Below are 17,538 nucleotides of genomic sequence, written 5' to 3'. Positions count from 1 at the left end.
CATTGGTAAAATGTACGTAAAAAAACTCGTGGCCACCAAATACCGATAGTCACGAGTTTTTATTTATATCATCTGAAAATGTTTCAAAGCCTCTTCAATCGCTTTTACTTTTTCTTCCGGACATCCAGGCTGTCTGCTATTCTCAGATTTTGGCTTATTGTAATTTTCACGCTCAATAATCCCATGTTTCTGTTTTACCTGAGCAATGTTCAGATTTGTTACATGAAATCCATAGTGCTCCTGCACCCATTCCTCAATTTCCTTGTATGTAGCCTTCGACTCAGCACTTGTAGCATCAATCTCATCCAGATTAATCTCTATCTCAATATGATCATCTGGCTTTTGTTGGGACAGAAGAACAACCGTCTCACAATGATTGGTCCAAGGAAATTGATCTATAGCTACAGCCCGAGTCATCATGTAGCCGTTTTCCTGGAGGATTTCCAGGTCACGGGCAAGGGATGTGGGCTTGCAGGAAACATAGATCATGTATTGAACGCCATAACCGATGATCTTCTGAAGGGCTTTGGGATTTATGCCATCTCTTGGAGGATCAAGGACGATCATGTCGGGCTTAACTTCAATCTCATCAAGAACCTTTAAAACATCGCCACAGATAAACTCGCAGTTATCCAGATTGTTTAGTCTGGCATTCTCTCTGGCTGCTTCTACAGCTTCCTCAACGATCTCAACGCCAATGACCTTGTCGCAGACTTTTGCAAGGAGCTGAGCAATTGTGCCGGTTCCTGAATACAGGTCGTAGATAACGCCATCCTTATTAATCTTCTTCTGGTCATAGAGGCTTCGAATATAGCCTCTGACTGTAGTATAAAGAACCTCTGCACTTAAGCTGTTAGTCTGGAAGAAGGAAAACGGTGTGATCCTGAACTTAAGGCCAAGAAGATACTCGTAAAAGAAATCCTGGCCAAATAGAATCTCTGTACCCTCGTCTATAACTGCATCCGCAAGAGAATCATTCTTAGTATGAAGAACACCTACAATTTTTCCTGAAAGGTCCAGGGACAGAAGCATGTCTTTATATGCAGTAAGGTCATGCTCCTCCTGAGTCGTGGTAATGATATCAACCAGGATGTCGCCTGTTCTTACAGCCTTACGAACTAGGAGATGCCTTAAATATCCAACCTGCTTCATCCTGTGGTAGAAGGTTATCTCTTTTCTCTCATACATAGGTGAAAAGAAATCCAGAGTAGCAGACAGTATCTGCTTGTAGTCGTCATCAACGATCCTGCAGCCACTGACTGTAACAATGTCATAAAAACTGCCCCTCTTGTGCATACCAAGACAAAGGGGGCCTCCCATAACCTCATCACCAAAGGTGAATTCCATTTTATTTCTGTATGCAAACTTAACCGGGCTGGTCTTGATACCTTCCCAGGTAAATCTGCAGGTCTGTCTGTCCATGGCAGGCTTTAAAAGAGTCCTTACCTGCTGCTCCTTAAGGCCAAGTTCCTTGACATAGGGCATGGTAAGATAACTGCAGCCACCACATTTACCGAAGTGGATGCAGGGACTTTCGATGGCATCTGAGGGTTCTTCCAAAACCTCTAACAGCCTTCCCTCTGCTCTGTCTTTTCTGACCTTCTGGATCTGAACAGATACCTTCTGATCAGGAAGGACGCCCTTTACAACGACCTTTCCTTCATTTGTTTCTACAATTCCTTTATTGGGGAATTCGACTTTTCTTACAATTCCCTCTACTATATCTTTTTTCTTCACTATAAATATCAGCTTTCTTTGATGAAATCCTCGTCCTCGAAGTCATCCTCGAAATCGTCAAAATCATCATCGTAGTAATCATCTTCAAACGCCGGTGTCATGTACTGATAAACCAGGAAAGCGATGATAGCAACAGCTGAAATAGCGCCTAAAACCGCCAGGACCCAAAGGATCACAGTGGAAGCCTTTTTATTGCTGGCTGCTTCTCTTCTGTCCAAAAGCTCGTTGATGCGTGTCATTTCAATAATGTCTTCAAGTTTTGATTTTACTTCCATTTGTAACCCCTCCATTGAAAATTATAGTTAACTCAATTATACCACATATTTTATCGATTATACCTTCTTAAGCTTTGCAAAGGCTGCATACATTATCTTCTGTCCGCAGTCGTCGAACTGCACTGTAACCTTGTAGTCTCTTGGACCTTCCTCTAAAGAAGTTACTACTCCTTCGCCGTACTTAATATGGGAAACCCTGTCTCCTGCTACGTACTCAGGCTTAGCTGCCTTCATGGGCATTCCCTTTGAGATACCTGCAAGAGAGCCCTTTGCGTGGGTTGCTCCGGCTCCTGCGATGTATGGCTTATCCGGTACTGCCCTGGGCTTTGTAACCTTTGGCTTTGGAGAAGCCTTGAGCTTATAGGTGCTTGCCAGCTGCGATTTTCCTGCCCCGGCTCCAATTCCGGCTCCGCCCCCGTTAAAAGAGCTTTTTCCGGCCTTAGCCTTATTAAGCCCCTTGGCAAAAGCAGGCTTGATCCCTGAGTATCCGCCATCGCCGCGATCATCATCAAACACATCATCATAGTCACGACCACTGCGACTTCCGCGACCATGACCATAACCGCCGTCATCATACTCATCCTCTATGGTCTCGCCCCCGTCATAGAGGAATGAAGCTGCTGTAAGTGGCCTCTCTTTATCAAGGAGCTCCGATGGGATTTCCTCAACAAACCGGCTCACATGATTGTACTGGGTCTGCCCACGAACCATTCTGCGACGGGCAGCTGTAAGAGTGAGATTTCTCTTGGCACGGGTAATACCTACATATGCCAGTCTTCTCTCCTCTTCGATTCCCTCAGGATCAGTGTCCTCCATCTGCAAAGTCATGTAGCTCGGGAAAACATTCTCCTCCATTCCGGCAAGATAAACGTTCTCAAACTCAAGTCCCTTTGCACTGTGAAGGGTCATGAGAAGAACCTTCTCGTTGTCATCTCCGATCCTGTCTATGTCAGCCACAAGAGCAACCTCCTCAAGGAAGCCAGTAAGTGTGGGCTGTTCTATCTCTTCATTTTCCTCGTAGGCTGCTATCTTGGAAATAAGCTCGTCTACGTTCTGAGCTCTGTCGTTATCACCACTGTCATCATCGTCATCCAGAGTTTTAAGATACGCCATGTATCCCACCACATCGATGACATCCTTTAAGAGTTCCTCCAGAGAATATCCCTTCATCTTGGTCCTGAAGGCCCTGATCATGGTCACAAAATCCATGAGCTTAGTTGTACTCTTTGCAACAGTAACTATCTGATCTGCCTCGCACAGCGCATCAAAGAAGCTTATGTTCCTCTCATCAGCATAATTCTGTACGTGTTCTATGGTAGTAAGACCAATGCCCCTCTTGGGAACATTGATTATCCTCTTTACAGCAATGTCGTCCCTTCCGCTCTCGATGGTCTTAAGGTACGCCAAAAGATCTTTTATCTCACGCCTTGAATAGAAGTTAGTGCCACCAACGATGTCATAGGGGATTCCCTCGTAAACAAAGCGTTCCTCCAAAAGTCTGGACTGAGCATTTGTCCTGTAAAGAACTGCTGTCTCATCGTAGGACAGCTTCCCATTCCTCTTAAGACGCCCAATATCGGAAGCGATGAACTCAGCCTCCTCTTCTCCGGTGTCAAACTGGCGAAGCTTAACCTTGTCTCCGTCCTTTTCATCAGTCCAGAGAGCCTTGTCCTTTCTGCCATAGTTGTTGCAGATAACAGCATTGGCAGCGTCCAGGATCTGCTGGGTTGAGCGGTAGTTCTGCTCAAGCTTTATAACAACCGCATCCTTATATACCTTCTCAAAGTCCAGGATATTCCTGATGTTCGCACCTCTGAACCTGTAGATACTCTGGTCATCGTCACCTACAACGCACAGATTCCTGTACTTGTCAGCCAAAAGCCTTATAAACTCAAACTGGGCATTGTTGGTATCCTGATACTCATCAACCATGATGTAGCGGAAGCGCTCCTGATAGTAGTCCAGAACCTCAGGGTTCTTCCTAAAAAGCTCCACAGTCTTCATGATAAGGTCATCAAAATCAAAGGCATTATTCTTCTTAAGGGCACTCTGATACTCTGAATAAGCCTTGGAAACACGGCTCTTAACGTAATCATTTCCTGCTGTAAGAGCGTACTCTGAAGGGTCCACCAGATTGTCCTTGCACTTTGAGATCATGCTCATGATCTGGCGAAGCTTAAGCTGCGAAGTCTCCAGCTGAAACCTCTTGCAGATATCCTTCATGAGAGCCTTTGAATCATCCGTATCGTAAATCGTAAAGTTTGAGGTGTATCCCAGAAGGTCCGCATGCCTCCTAAGGATCCTCACGCAGCTGGAATGGAAGGTTGAAACCCAAATGCTCTCCGCTCCAAAGCCAACTATCTTATCTACCCTTTCCCTCATCTCGCCTGCTGCCTTATTTGTAAAGGTAATGGCCATGATGTTCCAGGGGTTAACATTGCATTCATCGATCAGGTAAGCCACCCTGTGGGTCAAAACCCTGGTCTTTCCTGATCCGGCACCGGCAAGAATCAGCACCGGTCCATCTGTCTGCAGCACTGCTTTCTTCTGCTGCCCGTTAAGTGTATCGTAAATTCCCATTAAATCTTATCCCTTAGTTTTCTTAGAATCCTTCTTGGAGTCCTTCTCAGCCTTCTTATCCTGCTCCTTAGCCTCAGTGATGTTGTCCAGGATCTTCTCTATCAGGAGCTTTTTCACATAGACGTCATAGGACAGCTGGATTATGAAGGAAAAGAGCTGCATCCTGTTCTTTTCGTCCTCGGACAGCTTCTCATCTTCGAAGGTCTGAAGGCTTCTTCCGTATTTCCTTGTAATATCTTCAATTACAGGCTCTAAAGCCTCGCCCTGCAGTTCAAAACAATTCTTGTAAATGCTGCTTACATTAAACTCCTCAGTGGTCTGGAAACGCTCCTTTAAGGGCTCCAGAAGAGTCTGAATATCATTTATGGAAAGGATATTCTTGAAGTAATAAATAAACAGCAACAGAATCAGATGATCCTTTGAATACTTCTTCTTTACAGGAGGAGGCAAAAGATCATTCTTTGCATAGTTGTTGATCATGGTCTTGGTAAGGATCTTGTCTGTCTCAGGATGCCTTGTGGACTTCTTGAGCCTCTCATTCATAAAAGAGGTAAGCTGGTCCATATAAAGATCAATATTGGGCATCTCATCCAGTGAGATAGGATCGATCCTGCCAAGAGAAGCAATTATGCTGTTCAAAAGATCATCATTATCGATCGTCATTTTTCATCCTCTTTTTTTTTCAATGGCCATCTGGCGCATCTCTTTCGCGTTAGAAAGCACTGCATCAGTCAGCTTGTCGCCTCCAAGAAGCCTTGCCAGCTCCTTTATGGAATCCTCCTCATTAAGGCTGTGAATGCCGGTAACTGTCCTTCCATCAGAGAGCCCCTTTTCTATCATGAAATGCTCATCCGCCATGGCTGCGATCTGAGGAAGATGTGTGATGCAGATGATCTGGTGCTCCTTAGAAAGCTCTCCAAGCTTACCGGAAACCTTCCAGGCTGTCTTTCCACTGATTCCCGCATCTATCTCGTCAAAGATAAGTGTACTGATGTCATCCTTATCTGCAACAACGGTCTTAAGGGCCAGCATGATCCTGGAAAGCTCACCGCCGCTGGCAATCTGATCCAACGGACGAAGCGCCTCGCCCGGGTTTGTGGAGATCATGAATTCCACATCATCGAAGCCCTTTGCAGTAACATTTTCCTCGTTGCTCCTGACATCGATCTCAAACTGAACATCCAGGAAGTTAAGATCTATCAGGGCCTCCTTTAGCTCTTTTGCCAGAGCCTTAGCACCTTTACGTCTTATATCAGATATGTTCTTACAGGTTAAAAGAACTTTCGACCGAATCTCATCCAGTTCCTTTACCAGCCTGTTTCTGTGGGCATCAAGGTCTGTGAGGGCATCAAGGCGGAGCTGCTTTTCATCCCTGTACTTAAGCACAGCTTCAAGGCTTCCGCCGTACTTGTCCTTGAGATGATTCAAAGTATTGAGCCTTTCCTCTGTGTTGTGGAAGGTCTCATCATCAAACTCCAGATCCTTCATATATCCGGAAAGTGAATGTCCAAAATCAGAAAGAAGATTCTCCACATCGGAAAGCTGGCTAAGAAGATCATTTAATGCTTCATCGTAGCTAACTACGCTTGTAAGCTCCCTTACGGCTCTTCCCACCATGTCTGAGGCTGTCTCTTCTCCCTCACCGGAGCTGATCATGGATGACACGGCATAAACTGCCTCTGAGATCTTCCTTGAGTTTACCATCTTGTGGTAGAGGCTCTCCAAGTCTTTGTCTTCCCCTGGAACCACAGCAGCATCCTCAATCTCTCCGATCTCAAACTCCAAAAGCTCCTGTTCCCTGATCCTGGCGCTCTCATCTATATCAGATTCCGAAAGCTCTTTTTCAAGGTCCTTCATAGTCTTGTAATCTTCTGAAAGCGCACCAAAGAGGCCACTAAGATCTTTGTCGCAGTAGCCGTCCAGTATCTCCATATGTTTTTTCTTCTGGAGAAGTTCCTGATGATCGTTCTGACCGTGAATATTGATAAGGATATTACCTATATCCTTAAGCTGTCTGGCTGATACTGATTCACCGGACACCTTTGAAACACTCCTGCCTGGCATGATCTTCCTTTGGATAACCAAAGTTCCATCATCCTCAAGGGGAATGTCCATGCCGGCAAGCAGCTCTTTTTGAATATCTTCCAGTTCTCCAAAAGTAAGCTCAACAAGAGCGTACTCCTCGCCGGTCCTTATAAGGGACGGATCGGCTTTTCCTCCCAGAGCCAGATTTACTGACCCTATAACTACTGATTTTCCTGCGCCTGTCTCTCCCGTAAGGATGTTCAGACCCTTGGAAAACTCAATCTCCTGCTCCTTTATCAGGGCAAGATTCTTCACATGTAAATTGTATAACATAATTCCTCTCTCATTTCTAAAATGAGGACCCCAACCAAATAATTACCTAAGATTTACTGCTGTCTTTCTATAAGACGCAGGAATCTTTCCTTAAGCTCCTCAGCATCTTCCTTGGTCTTGAGAGCTACAAATATAGTATCATCTCCGGCAATGCAGCCAACGATCTGTGGCACTTCCAGAGCATCAGTTGCTGTTGCAAGTGCCATTGCCATGCCCGGAACTGTCTTGATGACGATCAGATTCTCAGCTGTATCAACGCTGACATATCCTGCCTTTAATACATTAACATATTTGTCATGCATTACCTTAGGATCTGCATTGGTGTAGACATACTTCTGTCTTCCATCCTCCAGAACCATCTTGGTAAGCTTCATCTGTCTGATATCTCTTGAAATGGTAGCCTGTGTTACATCATAGCCTTCCTTACAAAGCAGCGAAACAAGCTGTTCCTGTGTCTCTACCACGTTGTTGTTGATGATCTCAATAATCTTGTCATGCCTGTTCTTCTTCAAAATTTACACCGCCCTTCATAAGTTATTTCTCAAATTTTTTACTAATGACCTCTAAGAAGCTGACTCTGTTGAGTCTAAGGATCTTGGTTGTCTTTTTTGACATCTTTATTTCCAGCCTGTCGCCGGAATGCATAAGGATCGTTCCGCTGCCATCAAAGCTTGATATAGCCTTCTGCTCACGACCGTCTCTTCCTTCAGTGAGCTCCACCTCTATTCTTGTGCCCGGTGAAAAGACAAGGCTCCTGGAACTTAAGGTATGTGGACATACCGGGGTTACCAGTATCATGTGGGCTGAAGGCTCAATGATTGGACCTCCGGCTGACATGTTGTAGCCTGTGGAGCCTGTAGGTGTTGAAATTATAAGCCCGTCGGCAAAGTAGTTATACAGGAACTGATCATTTACGTAGATGTTGTAACCGATGGTGGAAATATCCTGATATCTGGTCAGGATAATATCATTCAGGGAGTAGTCTTTTTTCCCCTCGACGCTTCCCCTTAGCATCATCCTGTCTTCTATCTCGTATTCACCCTTAAGGATCTTCTCAAGGGCTTCGTCCACACCACTTTCGTCAACCTCAGTGAGATAACCCATGGTTCCAAGATTCACGCCAATAAGCGGAACATCCATAAAGGCCACACTTCTTGCAGCCTGGAGCATGGTCCCATCACCTCCAAGGACAATGACCAGATCCGTATCCTCAGGAATAACACTTAAGTGATTCCTTGTAATGTGAAGAGGATCTGATTCCTCAGACTTCTCACTGGCTATGACGCAGGTCTTTCCCCTTTCCTCCAGATAATCCTTAATGTGGTTAGAAAGAGCAAGGCTTCTGTCTTTGTTCCTGTTAGCAACAATACAAAATTTGTCCATAACCCCTTAAGAAAGCTCTCCGTGAGCACCGGCCACAGCCGCCTCCACCAGCTTTCTGTTCTCCTCATTATATGAAATACCCTCTTTTGTACCTTCTATCTCCTTAAGAAGCTTCTCGCCTTCAGCCTCTGTAAGGTCTTTTACCTTCTCATTCATTTCGGGGTTCTTTCTGATGTGGATCAGATATTCAATATTCCCCTCAGGTCCTTTGATGGGTGAATAATCCAGGTGCAGCACATCAAAACCTGCGATCCCCATAAAGTCAAATATCCGGTGGACCACCTCACTGTGGACCTCCGGGTCTCTGACTACGCCCTTTTTACCAACCTTATCCCTGCCGGCTTCAAACTGAGGCTTTATGAGACAAACCATCTCGCCCCCGTCCTTTAAAAGCTTTCTGGCAGGAAGAAGTATCTTTGTCAGTGAGATAAAAGAAACATCGCAGGACGCAAAGTCCAGGTCGTCATCTATATCATCCCTGACCATATATCTGAAATTGGTCTTCTCCATGCAAACGACTTTTGGATCACTTCGAAGCTTCCAGTCCAGCTGTCCATGTCCCACATCCACTGAGTAGACCTTCACTGCGCCGTTTTGCAGCATACAGTCCGTAAATCCTCCGGTGGATGCACCAATGTCCATGCACACCTTTCCCTCAAGAGAAAAGCCGAAGTTATTAACTGCCTTCTCAAGCTTAAGACCGCCTCTACTTACGTAGGGAAGTGTGTCTCCCTTAACCTCAAGGGAAGTTATCTTAGCTTCCTCAAAGGTGGTTCCCGGCTTATCCTCTCTCTGGCCGTTTACAAAAACCTCACCGGCCATGATAAGGGTCTTAGCCTTCTCTCTTGATGAAGCCAGCCCTCTGTTAACCAGGATGACATCAAGTCTTTCTTTATCCTTTGCCATAAATTACCTTACCGTACTTCCTTCATAACTTTCTCGGCAATGGACTGGGCATCTATTCCCAACTCCTTAAAGAGCTTGTCCACGCTTCCGTGAGTCACAAACTGATCAGGGATAGCGATGGAAAGTACACTCGCATCAAGTTTCTTTTCCCCGATATAGCTTCTGACCTTCTCGCCATATCCGCCTGAAGCCACGTTCTCTTCCATTGTGACAAAGAGTCTGTGGGTTCCTACTGCCTTGTGGATATAGTCTGTATCTATTGGTTTAACAAATCTTGCATTAACCAGTGAACACCTGAATCCGTTGTCCTTAAGGATATTTCTCACTTCCTCAGCAACCTTTACCATGCTGCCTACAGCTAAAAGACATATATCCTTCTCCTCATAGATTGGCTCACACTTGCCCATTTCGATAGGAGCTCTGTATTCCTTAAGGCCATCATAGGCATTTCCTCTTGGATATCTGATGGCAACAGGACCGTTGAAGTTCACTGCAAACTTCAGCATATCCGAAAGTTCCCACTTATTCTTGGGGGCCAGCACATGCATGTTGGGCATTGAAGACAAGTAGGACAGATCAAAGATTCCCTGATGTGTCTCACCGTCGGAGCCTACAAGTCCCGCTCTGTCTATGGCAAATACCACAGGGAGATTTTGGAGACACACATCCTCAAGCACCTGGTCATAGGCCCTTTGAAGGAATGAAGAATAAACCGCGAAGACCGGCTTATATCCGCCAATTGCAAGTCCTGCAGCATAGGTTACCGCATGTTCCTCCGCAATGCCTGCATCCACGAACCTGTCAGGATACATGTTCCTGAACCTCTTAAGTCCGGTACCATCAGCCATGGCTGCAGTGATGGCAACCACCTTTTCATCTCTGGCACCAAGCTTACACATGACTGTGGAAAAGATATCCTGGTAGTTGGAGGTCGTTCTTGGATTCCTGGGAATTCCGTTCTCAATGATAAAAGGCTCCGTTCCATGGAATCTGGCAGGGTGCCTTTCTGCAGGCTCATAGCCCTTGCCCTTCTTGGTAACGATATGGATCATTACTGCCTTTTTAACTTTTCTTGCTTCTTTGATCGCTCTTACAAGGCCTGCCGTATCATGTCCGTCAACAGGACCAAGGTAGGTAATACCAAGGTTCTCAAATACCATACCCGGTACAAAGAGCTGCTTGACACTGTTCTTGGCTCTTCTGATGGAATCTACGATCTTGGTGCTGGTGCGAAGCTGTGCATACACATCTTCCTTCAGGTTAAGGTACCCCTGGGCAGTTCGTACACTATCAAGGTACTTACCCATTCCACCAACACTCTCGGAAATGGACATCTCATTGTCGTTAAGGATAATAATGAAATTGGTCTCCAGCTTTGAAGCATTGTTCATGGCTTCATAGGCAAGACCTCCTGTCAGGGAGCCGTCACCTATAACAGAAACAACTGCATAGTCATCACCCTTAAGGTCTCTTGCCTTGACCATTCCAAGGCCTGCGGAAATAGATGTTGAGCTGTGTCCTGTATCAAAGCAGTCAGTATCAGACTCACATCTCTTTGGGAAACCACTCATTCCGCCATACTGACGAAGGGTGTCAAAGCCAGACTTTCTCCCTGTTAGAAGCTTATGAGTGTAGGACTGATGTCCTACATCCCAGATGATCTTATCCTTGGGAAGGTCCAGGGCAATGTGAAGAGCCATGGTAAGCTCCACTGCTCCAAGATTGGAAGCAAGATGACCTCCGGTAATGGAAATCTTCTCAATGAGGAATTCCCTTATCTCCTGGGCCAGCTCTTTATATTCGCTCTGAGGTATATTCTTTATGTCACCTGTATTATTAATCTGATCAAGCAGCATATTATTCTCCGCCTAAATTACTTAGTTCTGTAGATCAGGTACTCAAACAGTTCCTGAAGAAAAGTATTGCTGTAGTCAAAGCCGGAAAGGATGTTGATTGCTTCATCGGAGAGCTCTTTGACCTTAGCCTTGGCATTTTCCATGCCATAGAGGCTCACATAGGTACTCTTTCCATTCTTAATATCAGAGCCAATGGGCTTTCCAAGCTCTGCTTCACTTCCCTCAATATCCAGAATGTCGTCCTGGATCTGGAAGGCAATTCCCACATTGCTTCCAACCTTCTCCATGAGACTTACCTGGTCTGCTGTAGCTCCACCAAGGATCGCGCCTACCATAAGGCTGCTCTCTATAAGAGCACCGGTCTTGTTCTCATCAATATATTGGAGAGTTTCCTTAGCCTTTTCTTCATCAGGTTCTGTCGAGTTCTCAGCACAGATATCTGCGCACTGACCACCAACCATGCCATAAACTCCGGCTTTGGTTGTAAGTACTTCAAGGGCTGCCAGGTATCTGTTTGTGTTTTCGCCGTCATAGGGCGATAGCTCTTTTCCTTTAATAGCTCCCTTCACAGCTGTCTCGTAAGCCAGATTCAAAAGGCCGTCTCCTGCAAGGGTAGCCATTCCAGCGCCGTATACTGCGTGGGTAGTCTTTCTGCCCCTTCTGTACTCATCATTGTCCATGGCAGGAAGATCATCATGCACCAGTGAATAGGTGTGGATCATCTCCATGGCGCACATGAAAGGCCAGATAAGCTGTGTATCTGCCTTCTCACCTGCAAAAAGCTTATAGGACTCCAGCATCATGACTGGTCTTATCCTTTTTCCACCTGCTAAAAGGCTGTAGTTCATGGCTTCAAGCACTACCTTGGGATAGCCTTCTTCCTTTGGCAGGAACTTTTTTAATACCTCTTCAAAAAAGTCCGCTCTCTCCGTGAGCCTCTTTCCGAAATCTTCTCCGATCATTTATTCAAAGTCCTCCAGACTTCCATCCTCAGCTATCTTCTGAACTTTCTTCTCCACCTCGGCAATGGCCTCGTGGCAATACTTTAAAAGTTCCATACCCTGCTGATACTCTTTAAAGGAATCTTCCAAAGAAATATCATCATTTTCAAGGGCTTTTATCTTGTCATCTATCTCTGAGAAAGCCTCCTCGATAGAAAGCTTCTTTTCTAATTTTTTTGTTGCCATATAGTCTCCGCTTCTTTCCCTGTAGTCGTAACGCTTATGGTTCCGTCGCTGACATAAACCTTCAGCTCGTCCCCGAGGTTCACATCTCCAATGCTCCTGACATTCTTTCCATCCGCCCCGGAGACGTAGGAATAACCGCCCTTTAATCTGTCTAAAGGAGAAAGACCTTTAAGCCTCTCAATGTCAATATTCAGGCGATGTCTTGCACTTTGGAGCCTGCCATTCATGGCCTGCTCAAGCATGTCCTGGTACTGATCCATCCGAAGGAGCCTGTCACGGATCTTTCCCATGGGGCTTAGGTGCCTTAGGCTCTCAGCATATCTCTTTTCCTCAAGGGAAAGGTTCTTTAGCTTCCTGTCCATGCGAAGTCCTAAGGTATACTGATAATCCTTAAGATCCTGTATAAACCTGTCGTATTCAAAAACTGCAAGTTCTGCTGCCTGTGAAGGGGTCGCTGCCCTCTTGTCTGCAACAAAATCTGCTATTGTGGTATCTGTCTCATGCCCTACTGCTGAGATAATTGGAACCGGGCAGTCAAAGATCGCCTGTGCCACGATCTCCTCATTGAAAGCCCATAAGTCTTCTATAGATCCTCCACCACGGCCAACAATGATAACATCTACCTCAGTCTGAGCCAGATACTCAATGCCTCTGACTATACTCTCGGCAGCGCTATCACCTTGTACTATGGCAGGGTAAAGAATGATCTGAATATGCGGATTTCTCCTGGTGGACACGTTGATTATGTCCCGAACCGCTGCTCCTGTAGGAGCCGTTACTACACCGAGAGTTCGTATGTACTTGGGAATCGGCTGCTTATACTCATCAGCAAACATGCCGGATTCCTTTAATCTATTCTTCAGTTCTTCAAATTTCTCATAAAGAACTCCAGCTCCATCCAGTTCTATCAGTCTGGCATAAAGCTGGTATTTACCATCTCTTTCATATACAGTTATGGCGCCGGATACCTTGACCTGCTGCCCCTCTTGCATTCGGAACTTAAGGCCCCTATCCGCATCGCCCTTAAACATCACGCAGGCTATGGAACCACCTGAATCCTTCAGGGTGAAATAGATGTGCCCTGAAGAGTGGTACTTGCAGTTACTGACCTCTCCCTTCACCGTAAGGCTCTTAAGGAGAAAGTCCTGGCTAAACATATTCTTTATATAAGAATTAACCTGTGTGACTGTATATTCACTGCGCAAATTTAGCTAACACTCCATTTACAAATGCCGGTGAGCCATCCTGACCAAATTTCTTGGCAAGCTCAACAGCCTCATTGATGGCTACGCCCGTTGGTACTGTCTCATCGTACTTGATCTCATAGATAGCAAGACGAAGGATTGTCAGATCAACCTTTGCAATCCTCTGGGTGTTCCATCCTGTAGTCTCCTTGTTGATAGCTTCATCTATCTCAGGGAGCTTTGAAGCGATATTCTCATATTTTTCTCTTATATAGTCCGCGTCCTTAGTGGAGATTTCCTTGTCAGATGTGGTGGTAAAGAGTTCCTCCTGCTCTGACATATCCTCCATTGGATTAAACTCAACGCGAAAAAGCAGATTAAAAACCTGCTCTCTAAGCTCTGTTCTGTTCATATAGTATACCAGTCCTTTATTAAGCCTCAGGCATTGTAATTCCGGCAATCCTGATGTTTACATCAGTTACATTTAACCCGGTCATGTTCTCGATTGAAGCCTTAACCTTGGTCTGAGCCTGCTGACATGTTGCAGGGATATTAAAGCCGTAAGTCATCATAAGTGCAAGATCAACCTGTACGTCTCCGGCACCAACTAAGACCTTTGCTCCCTTGGAAAGGTTCTTACGACCAACCTTCTCAAGAACATCACTGGTGTAGTTACCTGCCATAGCAGATACTCCTTCAACCTCAAGAGCTGCTAAAGCTGCAATTCTTGCCACTACATCATCAGCAATCTTAACTGTTCCAATTTCTGCATTACCTTTTGCCATTGCTTCTTACCTCTTACTTTTATGCATATTTCTTTATAATTATACCATAAATGAATATTATGTTAAACCTTACGCCTTCGAGCCCAGGCTATCATATCCAGAATATGATGGTCCTTGTATCTTCAAAGGTTGTATAGGATACCTGTGAGGTATCTCCCTGAAGGCACTCAAATACTCGCCTGTTAGTAATAAGCTCCTCAAACAGCGAGTCGTAAATCCCGTCATTTGAGCATTTAATGGTGACATTATTGCTGCCATCCTTATATCTACGATTAAACAGATCGGTTACCAGAGCCATTTCTGCGGAGGTGAAATATTCATTTTCCCTCACATAGAAATTGTCAGCGATACTGTTGCACTTTGGCATAGCCATGATATCTGATATTGCATGGTTACTTGTGATCTCTGAAGTAGTAACATTCAGATAATCGTAGTTAACTGCCGGAAGCTTGGTTGCATCTGCACTTTCTCCAGACACAGTCTGATAGGAAGCATCTCCCCAAGTCACATCCATGTAATAGTATGAATTATTGCAAAGAACCAGATTCCATGCATGTCTCACACCGGAGCTGTTCCTGGTGTTCACTGTTCCTGTAACCAGAGTACTCTTTATCCCAAGCTTGCCAAGAAGATACTGGGCAGCCTTGGCGTAACCATTGCAGACACTCTTTCCGTTTATGAATACCGAGCAGATATTCTGGTTGTCCACTGCATCCATGTCGTACTCAGTGTTTGCAATAAGATACTCGTAAACATACTTTATGGCATAGTAATCATCCTCTGAGGATGGAGCCCCCTGAAGGCACTTGTTTACTGCCTCGTTGATCCTGGTCTGCCTTCTCTTTACCTCATCCGCTCCGTAGAGATAATTTCCGGTAAAAGAGATCCTGGTGATAGTATCACCAACCGAATAATTGGTGTACTGATATCCATCCACATAAAAGATCTCAGGATGATCTGCCATCACATAGTCAAAGACCATCTCAATGGCTTCATCACTGGTGGTGGAAACAGTCACATCTGTCCCAAGATTCTGTAAGATAGCCAGCATCTCAACATACAGTGTCTTACCTGCATCTGTCAAAAGTTCGTAGGCGTAAAGACCCTTCTGGGCATTCTTCAGTTCCCTGATGCCATTCTCTGTAAGGCCCATGGCAGTTCTGGCTGCCTTAACCTCGCTGTCTGTATTGGAATCCTTAAGTTCCTTGTATCCCTTTACAAACTCATCGTCAGCATGATTGCCAATCTCAGGATCAGCGCCGGGTTCTTCCAAAAGCTCTTTTGCCTCATCCTGGGGCAGAGCCTCTGCGGAAGCCTCTGCTGATAATTCCTGTGATGCGTCACTTTCAGCTATCTGGATCTCAGGTTCTTCCTGAGAATTATTCTCATCAGTGTCATACTCAAAATTCACTGTTGAGATCTCAAGGTCAGCTACAGTCCCTGTCTCATCCTCACGATCATAAGGATCCAGGATTCCCAGATCCTCAAGATAATCCTCTACGCTTGAATACTCACATCCTGTCAGCGCCCCCAGCGCCAGCGATGCTGCAAGAAATAGCGGTGCTATTCTTTTCACGGTGATACTCAGTTTCTTCAATGATCTTCTCCCCCAAAAACCGGATCATCAATTCTTCTTGAACTCTGAAAGCACAAGTCCTTTATTTCTCTCCATGGTCATGCCTACACTCCACTCGTTCACAAACAAAAGAAGTGGTCTGTCGTGCATGTCCTTGATCTTCTTCATGTCAGATGTTCCAACCAAAGTTGACATGTCTACATCTTCATTATCCACCCATCTGATGTACTCATAAGGAAGGCTTTCCAAAATGATATCTACATTGTACTCGCTTTCCAACCTAAACTTCAATACATCAAACTGAAGGACACCAACAACGCCTACGATGATCTCTTCAAGGCCTGTATTGTACTCCTGGAAGATCTGGATCGCACCCTCCTGGGCAATCTGAGTGATACCCTTAACGAACTGCTTTCGCTTCATGGTATCAACCTGTCTTACCCTTGCAAAATGCTCGGGAGCGAAGGTAGGGATTCCCTCGTACCTTACGTTATCCTTAGGCATGCAGACTGTATCTCCAATTGAGAAAATTCCGGGATCAAATACACCCATGATATCTCCCGCATAGGCCTCAGAAAGGATCTTTCTCTCATCTGCCATAAGCTGCTGTGGCTGTGAAAGACGCATTACCTTTCCGCTCTGTACATGCTTAACTTCTTTATCTGCATCATACCTTCCGGAACAGATCCTCATGAAAGCCACCCTGTCTCTGTGGGCCTTGTTCATGTTAGCCTGGATCTTGAATACGAAGGCTGAAAAATCGCTCTCAAGTGGATCGATCTTCTCGCCGTCAGCTGACACTCTACCTGTTGGAGGTGTAGCCATCTTAAGGAAGTGATGTAAAAAGAGCTCTACGCCAAAGTTCTGAAGGGCTGAACCAAAGAATACAGGTGTGAGTTCTCCGGCTCTTACCTTATCAAGGTCGTACTCAGCTCCGGCTCCGTCTAAAAGCTCGATCTCGCCGGTAAGCTTGTCATAAGCATCCTGTCCAATCTCAGAGTCGATGGCAGCCTTATCATCCAGATTGATGATTGTCTCTTTACCTTCCTTGGTACCCTTCTGGGTCTCGGAGAAAGTAACAATATGGCCTTCTCTTCTGTCATAGATGCCCTTGAAGTTCTTTCCTGAACCGATTGGCCAGTTCATTGGGCATGTGGCAATTCCAAGGTTATTCTCAATATCATCAAGAAGATCAAAGGTGTCCATGGCATCTCTGTCCAGCTTGTTGATAAAAGTAAAGATCGGGATATGACTCATGGCGCAGACCTTGAAGAGCTTTCTTGTCTGGGCCTCAACACCCTTGCTGGCGTCAATTACCATGACAGCTGAATCCGCAGCCATAAGAGTTCTGTAGGTATCCTCTGAGAAGTCCTGGTGTCCAGGGGTATCAAGAATGTTGATACAGCAACCCTCAAAGTTGAACTGAAGAACTGATGAGGTTACTGAGATACCTCTCTGCTTCTCAATCTCCATCCAGTCAGATACTGCGTGTCTGGCTGTTGCCTTACCCTTTACGGAACCCGCCATGTTGATGGCACCACCGTATAAAAGAAATTTCTCTGTGAGTGTTGTTTTACCTGCATCAGGGTGAGAAATGATGGCAAAGGTTCTTCTCTTGTTTATTTCCTGTATAGTTTCCTTAGTATTACTCATTAACTGATTTCCTTTTTGTAAATCCTTAAAACAGGCCGGTATGTAGGAACACGCCGGC

Annotated in this window: 16 protein-coding genes; all 16 read right to left on the bottom strand. The window is 45.3% G+C overall.

Annotation, left to right across the window (positions count from 1 at the left end):
- Positions 1 to 63 precede the first annotated feature (63 nt).
- The 16 genes from rlmD to BO18_RS12550 all read right to left on the bottom strand — a co-directional run bounded on the left by rlmD (position 64) and on the right by BO18_RS12550 (position 17,480).
- Positions 64 to 1,737, bottom strand: coding sequence for a 23S rRNA (uracil(1939)-C(5))-methyltransferase RlmD (gene rlmD / locus BO18_RS12625; protein WP_034446590.1), 1,674 nt, complete (start codon positions 1,735 to 1,737; stop codon positions 64 to 66).
- Positions 1,738 to 1,745: 8 nt separating this feature from the next.
- Complete coding sequence (locus BO18_RS12620) at positions 1,746 to 2,012, bottom strand: hypothetical protein (RefSeq protein WP_051688702.1); 267 nt, start codon at positions 2,010 to 2,012, stop codon at positions 1,746 to 1,748.
- Between the two features lie 57 nt (positions 2,013 to 2,069).
- Positions 2,070 to 4,592 carry an ATP-dependent helicase gene (locus tag BO18_RS12615; RefSeq protein ID WP_034446588.1) on the bottom strand — a complete coding sequence of 841 codons (2,523 nt, stop codon included), beginning with the start codon at positions 4,590 to 4,592 and terminating at the stop codon, positions 2,070 to 2,072.
- A 6-nt stretch (positions 4,593 to 4,598) separates the two neighbouring features.
- Positions 4,599 to 5,255, bottom strand: coding sequence for a DUF1836 domain-containing protein (locus BO18_RS12610; protein ID WP_034446587.1), 657 nt, complete (start codon positions 5,253 to 5,255; stop codon positions 4,599 to 4,601).
- Positions 5,256 to 5,258: 3 nt separating this feature from the next.
- Positions 5,259 to 6,950, bottom strand: a complete 1,692-nt coding sequence (gene recN / locus BO18_RS12605) for a DNA repair protein RecN (RefSeq protein ID WP_034446586.1) — start codon at positions 6,948 to 6,950, stop codon at positions 5,259 to 5,261.
- A gap of 53 nt (positions 6,951 to 7,003) precedes the next feature.
- A complete protein-coding gene (gene argR / locus BO18_RS12600) occupies positions 7,004 to 7,462 on the bottom strand; it encodes an arginine repressor (protein ID WP_034446584.1) in 459 nt (152 codons plus the stop codon).
- Between the two features lie 22 nt (positions 7,463 to 7,484).
- Positions 7,485 to 8,333, bottom strand: a complete 849-nt coding sequence (locus tag BO18_RS12595; protein ID WP_034446583.1) for an NAD(+)/NADH kinase — start codon at positions 8,331 to 8,333, stop codon at positions 7,485 to 7,487.
- Positions 8,334 to 8,339: 6 nt separating this feature from the next.
- On the bottom strand, positions 8,340 to 9,239 hold the full coding sequence (locus tag BO18_RS12590; RefSeq protein WP_034446582.1) for a TlyA family RNA methyltransferase: 900 nt from the start codon (positions 9,237 to 9,239) through the stop codon (positions 8,340 to 8,342).
- An 8-nt stretch (positions 9,240 to 9,247) separates the two neighbouring features.
- Positions 9,248 to 11,095 carry a 1-deoxy-D-xylulose-5-phosphate synthase gene (gene dxs, locus BO18_RS12585; protein WP_034446580.1) on the bottom strand — a complete coding sequence of 616 codons (1,848 nt, stop codon included), beginning with the start codon at positions 11,093 to 11,095 and terminating at the stop codon, positions 9,248 to 9,250.
- 17 nt (positions 11,096 to 11,112) lie between these two features.
- Positions 11,113 to 12,057, bottom strand: coding sequence for a polyprenyl synthetase family protein (locus BO18_RS12580; RefSeq protein ID WP_034446579.1), 945 nt, complete (start codon positions 12,055 to 12,057; stop codon positions 11,113 to 11,115).
- Positions 12,058 to 12,282, bottom strand: a complete 225-nt coding sequence (xseB, locus tag BO18_RS12575; RefSeq protein ID WP_034446578.1) for an exodeoxyribonuclease VII small subunit — start codon at positions 12,280 to 12,282, stop codon at positions 12,058 to 12,060.
- Entirely contained in the window at positions 12,264 to 13,487 is a 1,224-nt protein-coding gene (gene xseA / locus BO18_RS12570) for an exodeoxyribonuclease VII large subunit (RefSeq protein WP_034446577.1), read from the bottom strand. Before xseA ends, xseB begins: the two co-directional genes overlap by 19 nt.
- Entirely contained in the window at positions 13,477 to 13,878 is a 402-nt protein-coding gene (nusB, locus tag BO18_RS12565; RefSeq protein WP_034446575.1) for a transcription antitermination factor NusB, read from the bottom strand. Before nusB ends, xseA begins: the two co-directional genes overlap by 11 nt.
- 19 nt (positions 13,879 to 13,897) lie before the next feature.
- Positions 13,898 to 14,251: an Asp23/Gls24 family envelope stress response protein gene (locus BO18_RS12560; protein WP_034446573.1), complete on the bottom strand. Its 354-nt coding sequence runs from the start codon at positions 14,249 to 14,251 to the stop codon at positions 13,898 to 13,900.
- A 91-nt stretch (positions 14,252 to 14,342) separates the two neighbouring features.
- A complete protein-coding gene (locus BO18_RS32735) occupies positions 14,343 to 15,848 on the bottom strand; it encodes a transglutaminase domain-containing protein (protein ID WP_051688701.1) in 1,506 nt (501 codons plus the stop codon).
- Positions 15,849 to 15,875: 27 nt separating this feature from the next.
- Positions 15,876 to 17,480 (bottom strand): peptide chain release factor 3, encoded by a 1,605-nt coding sequence (locus BO18_RS12550; RefSeq protein ID WP_034446571.1) that lies wholly within the window; start codon positions 17,478 to 17,480, stop codon positions 15,876 to 15,878.
- Positions 17,481 to 17,538 lie beyond the last annotated feature (58 nt).

Source organism: Butyrivibrio sp. AE2032 (assembly GCF_000702965.1).
Note: the sequence above shows the minus strand (reverse complement) of the source record. Positions and strands in the feature narration are given on the sequence as shown.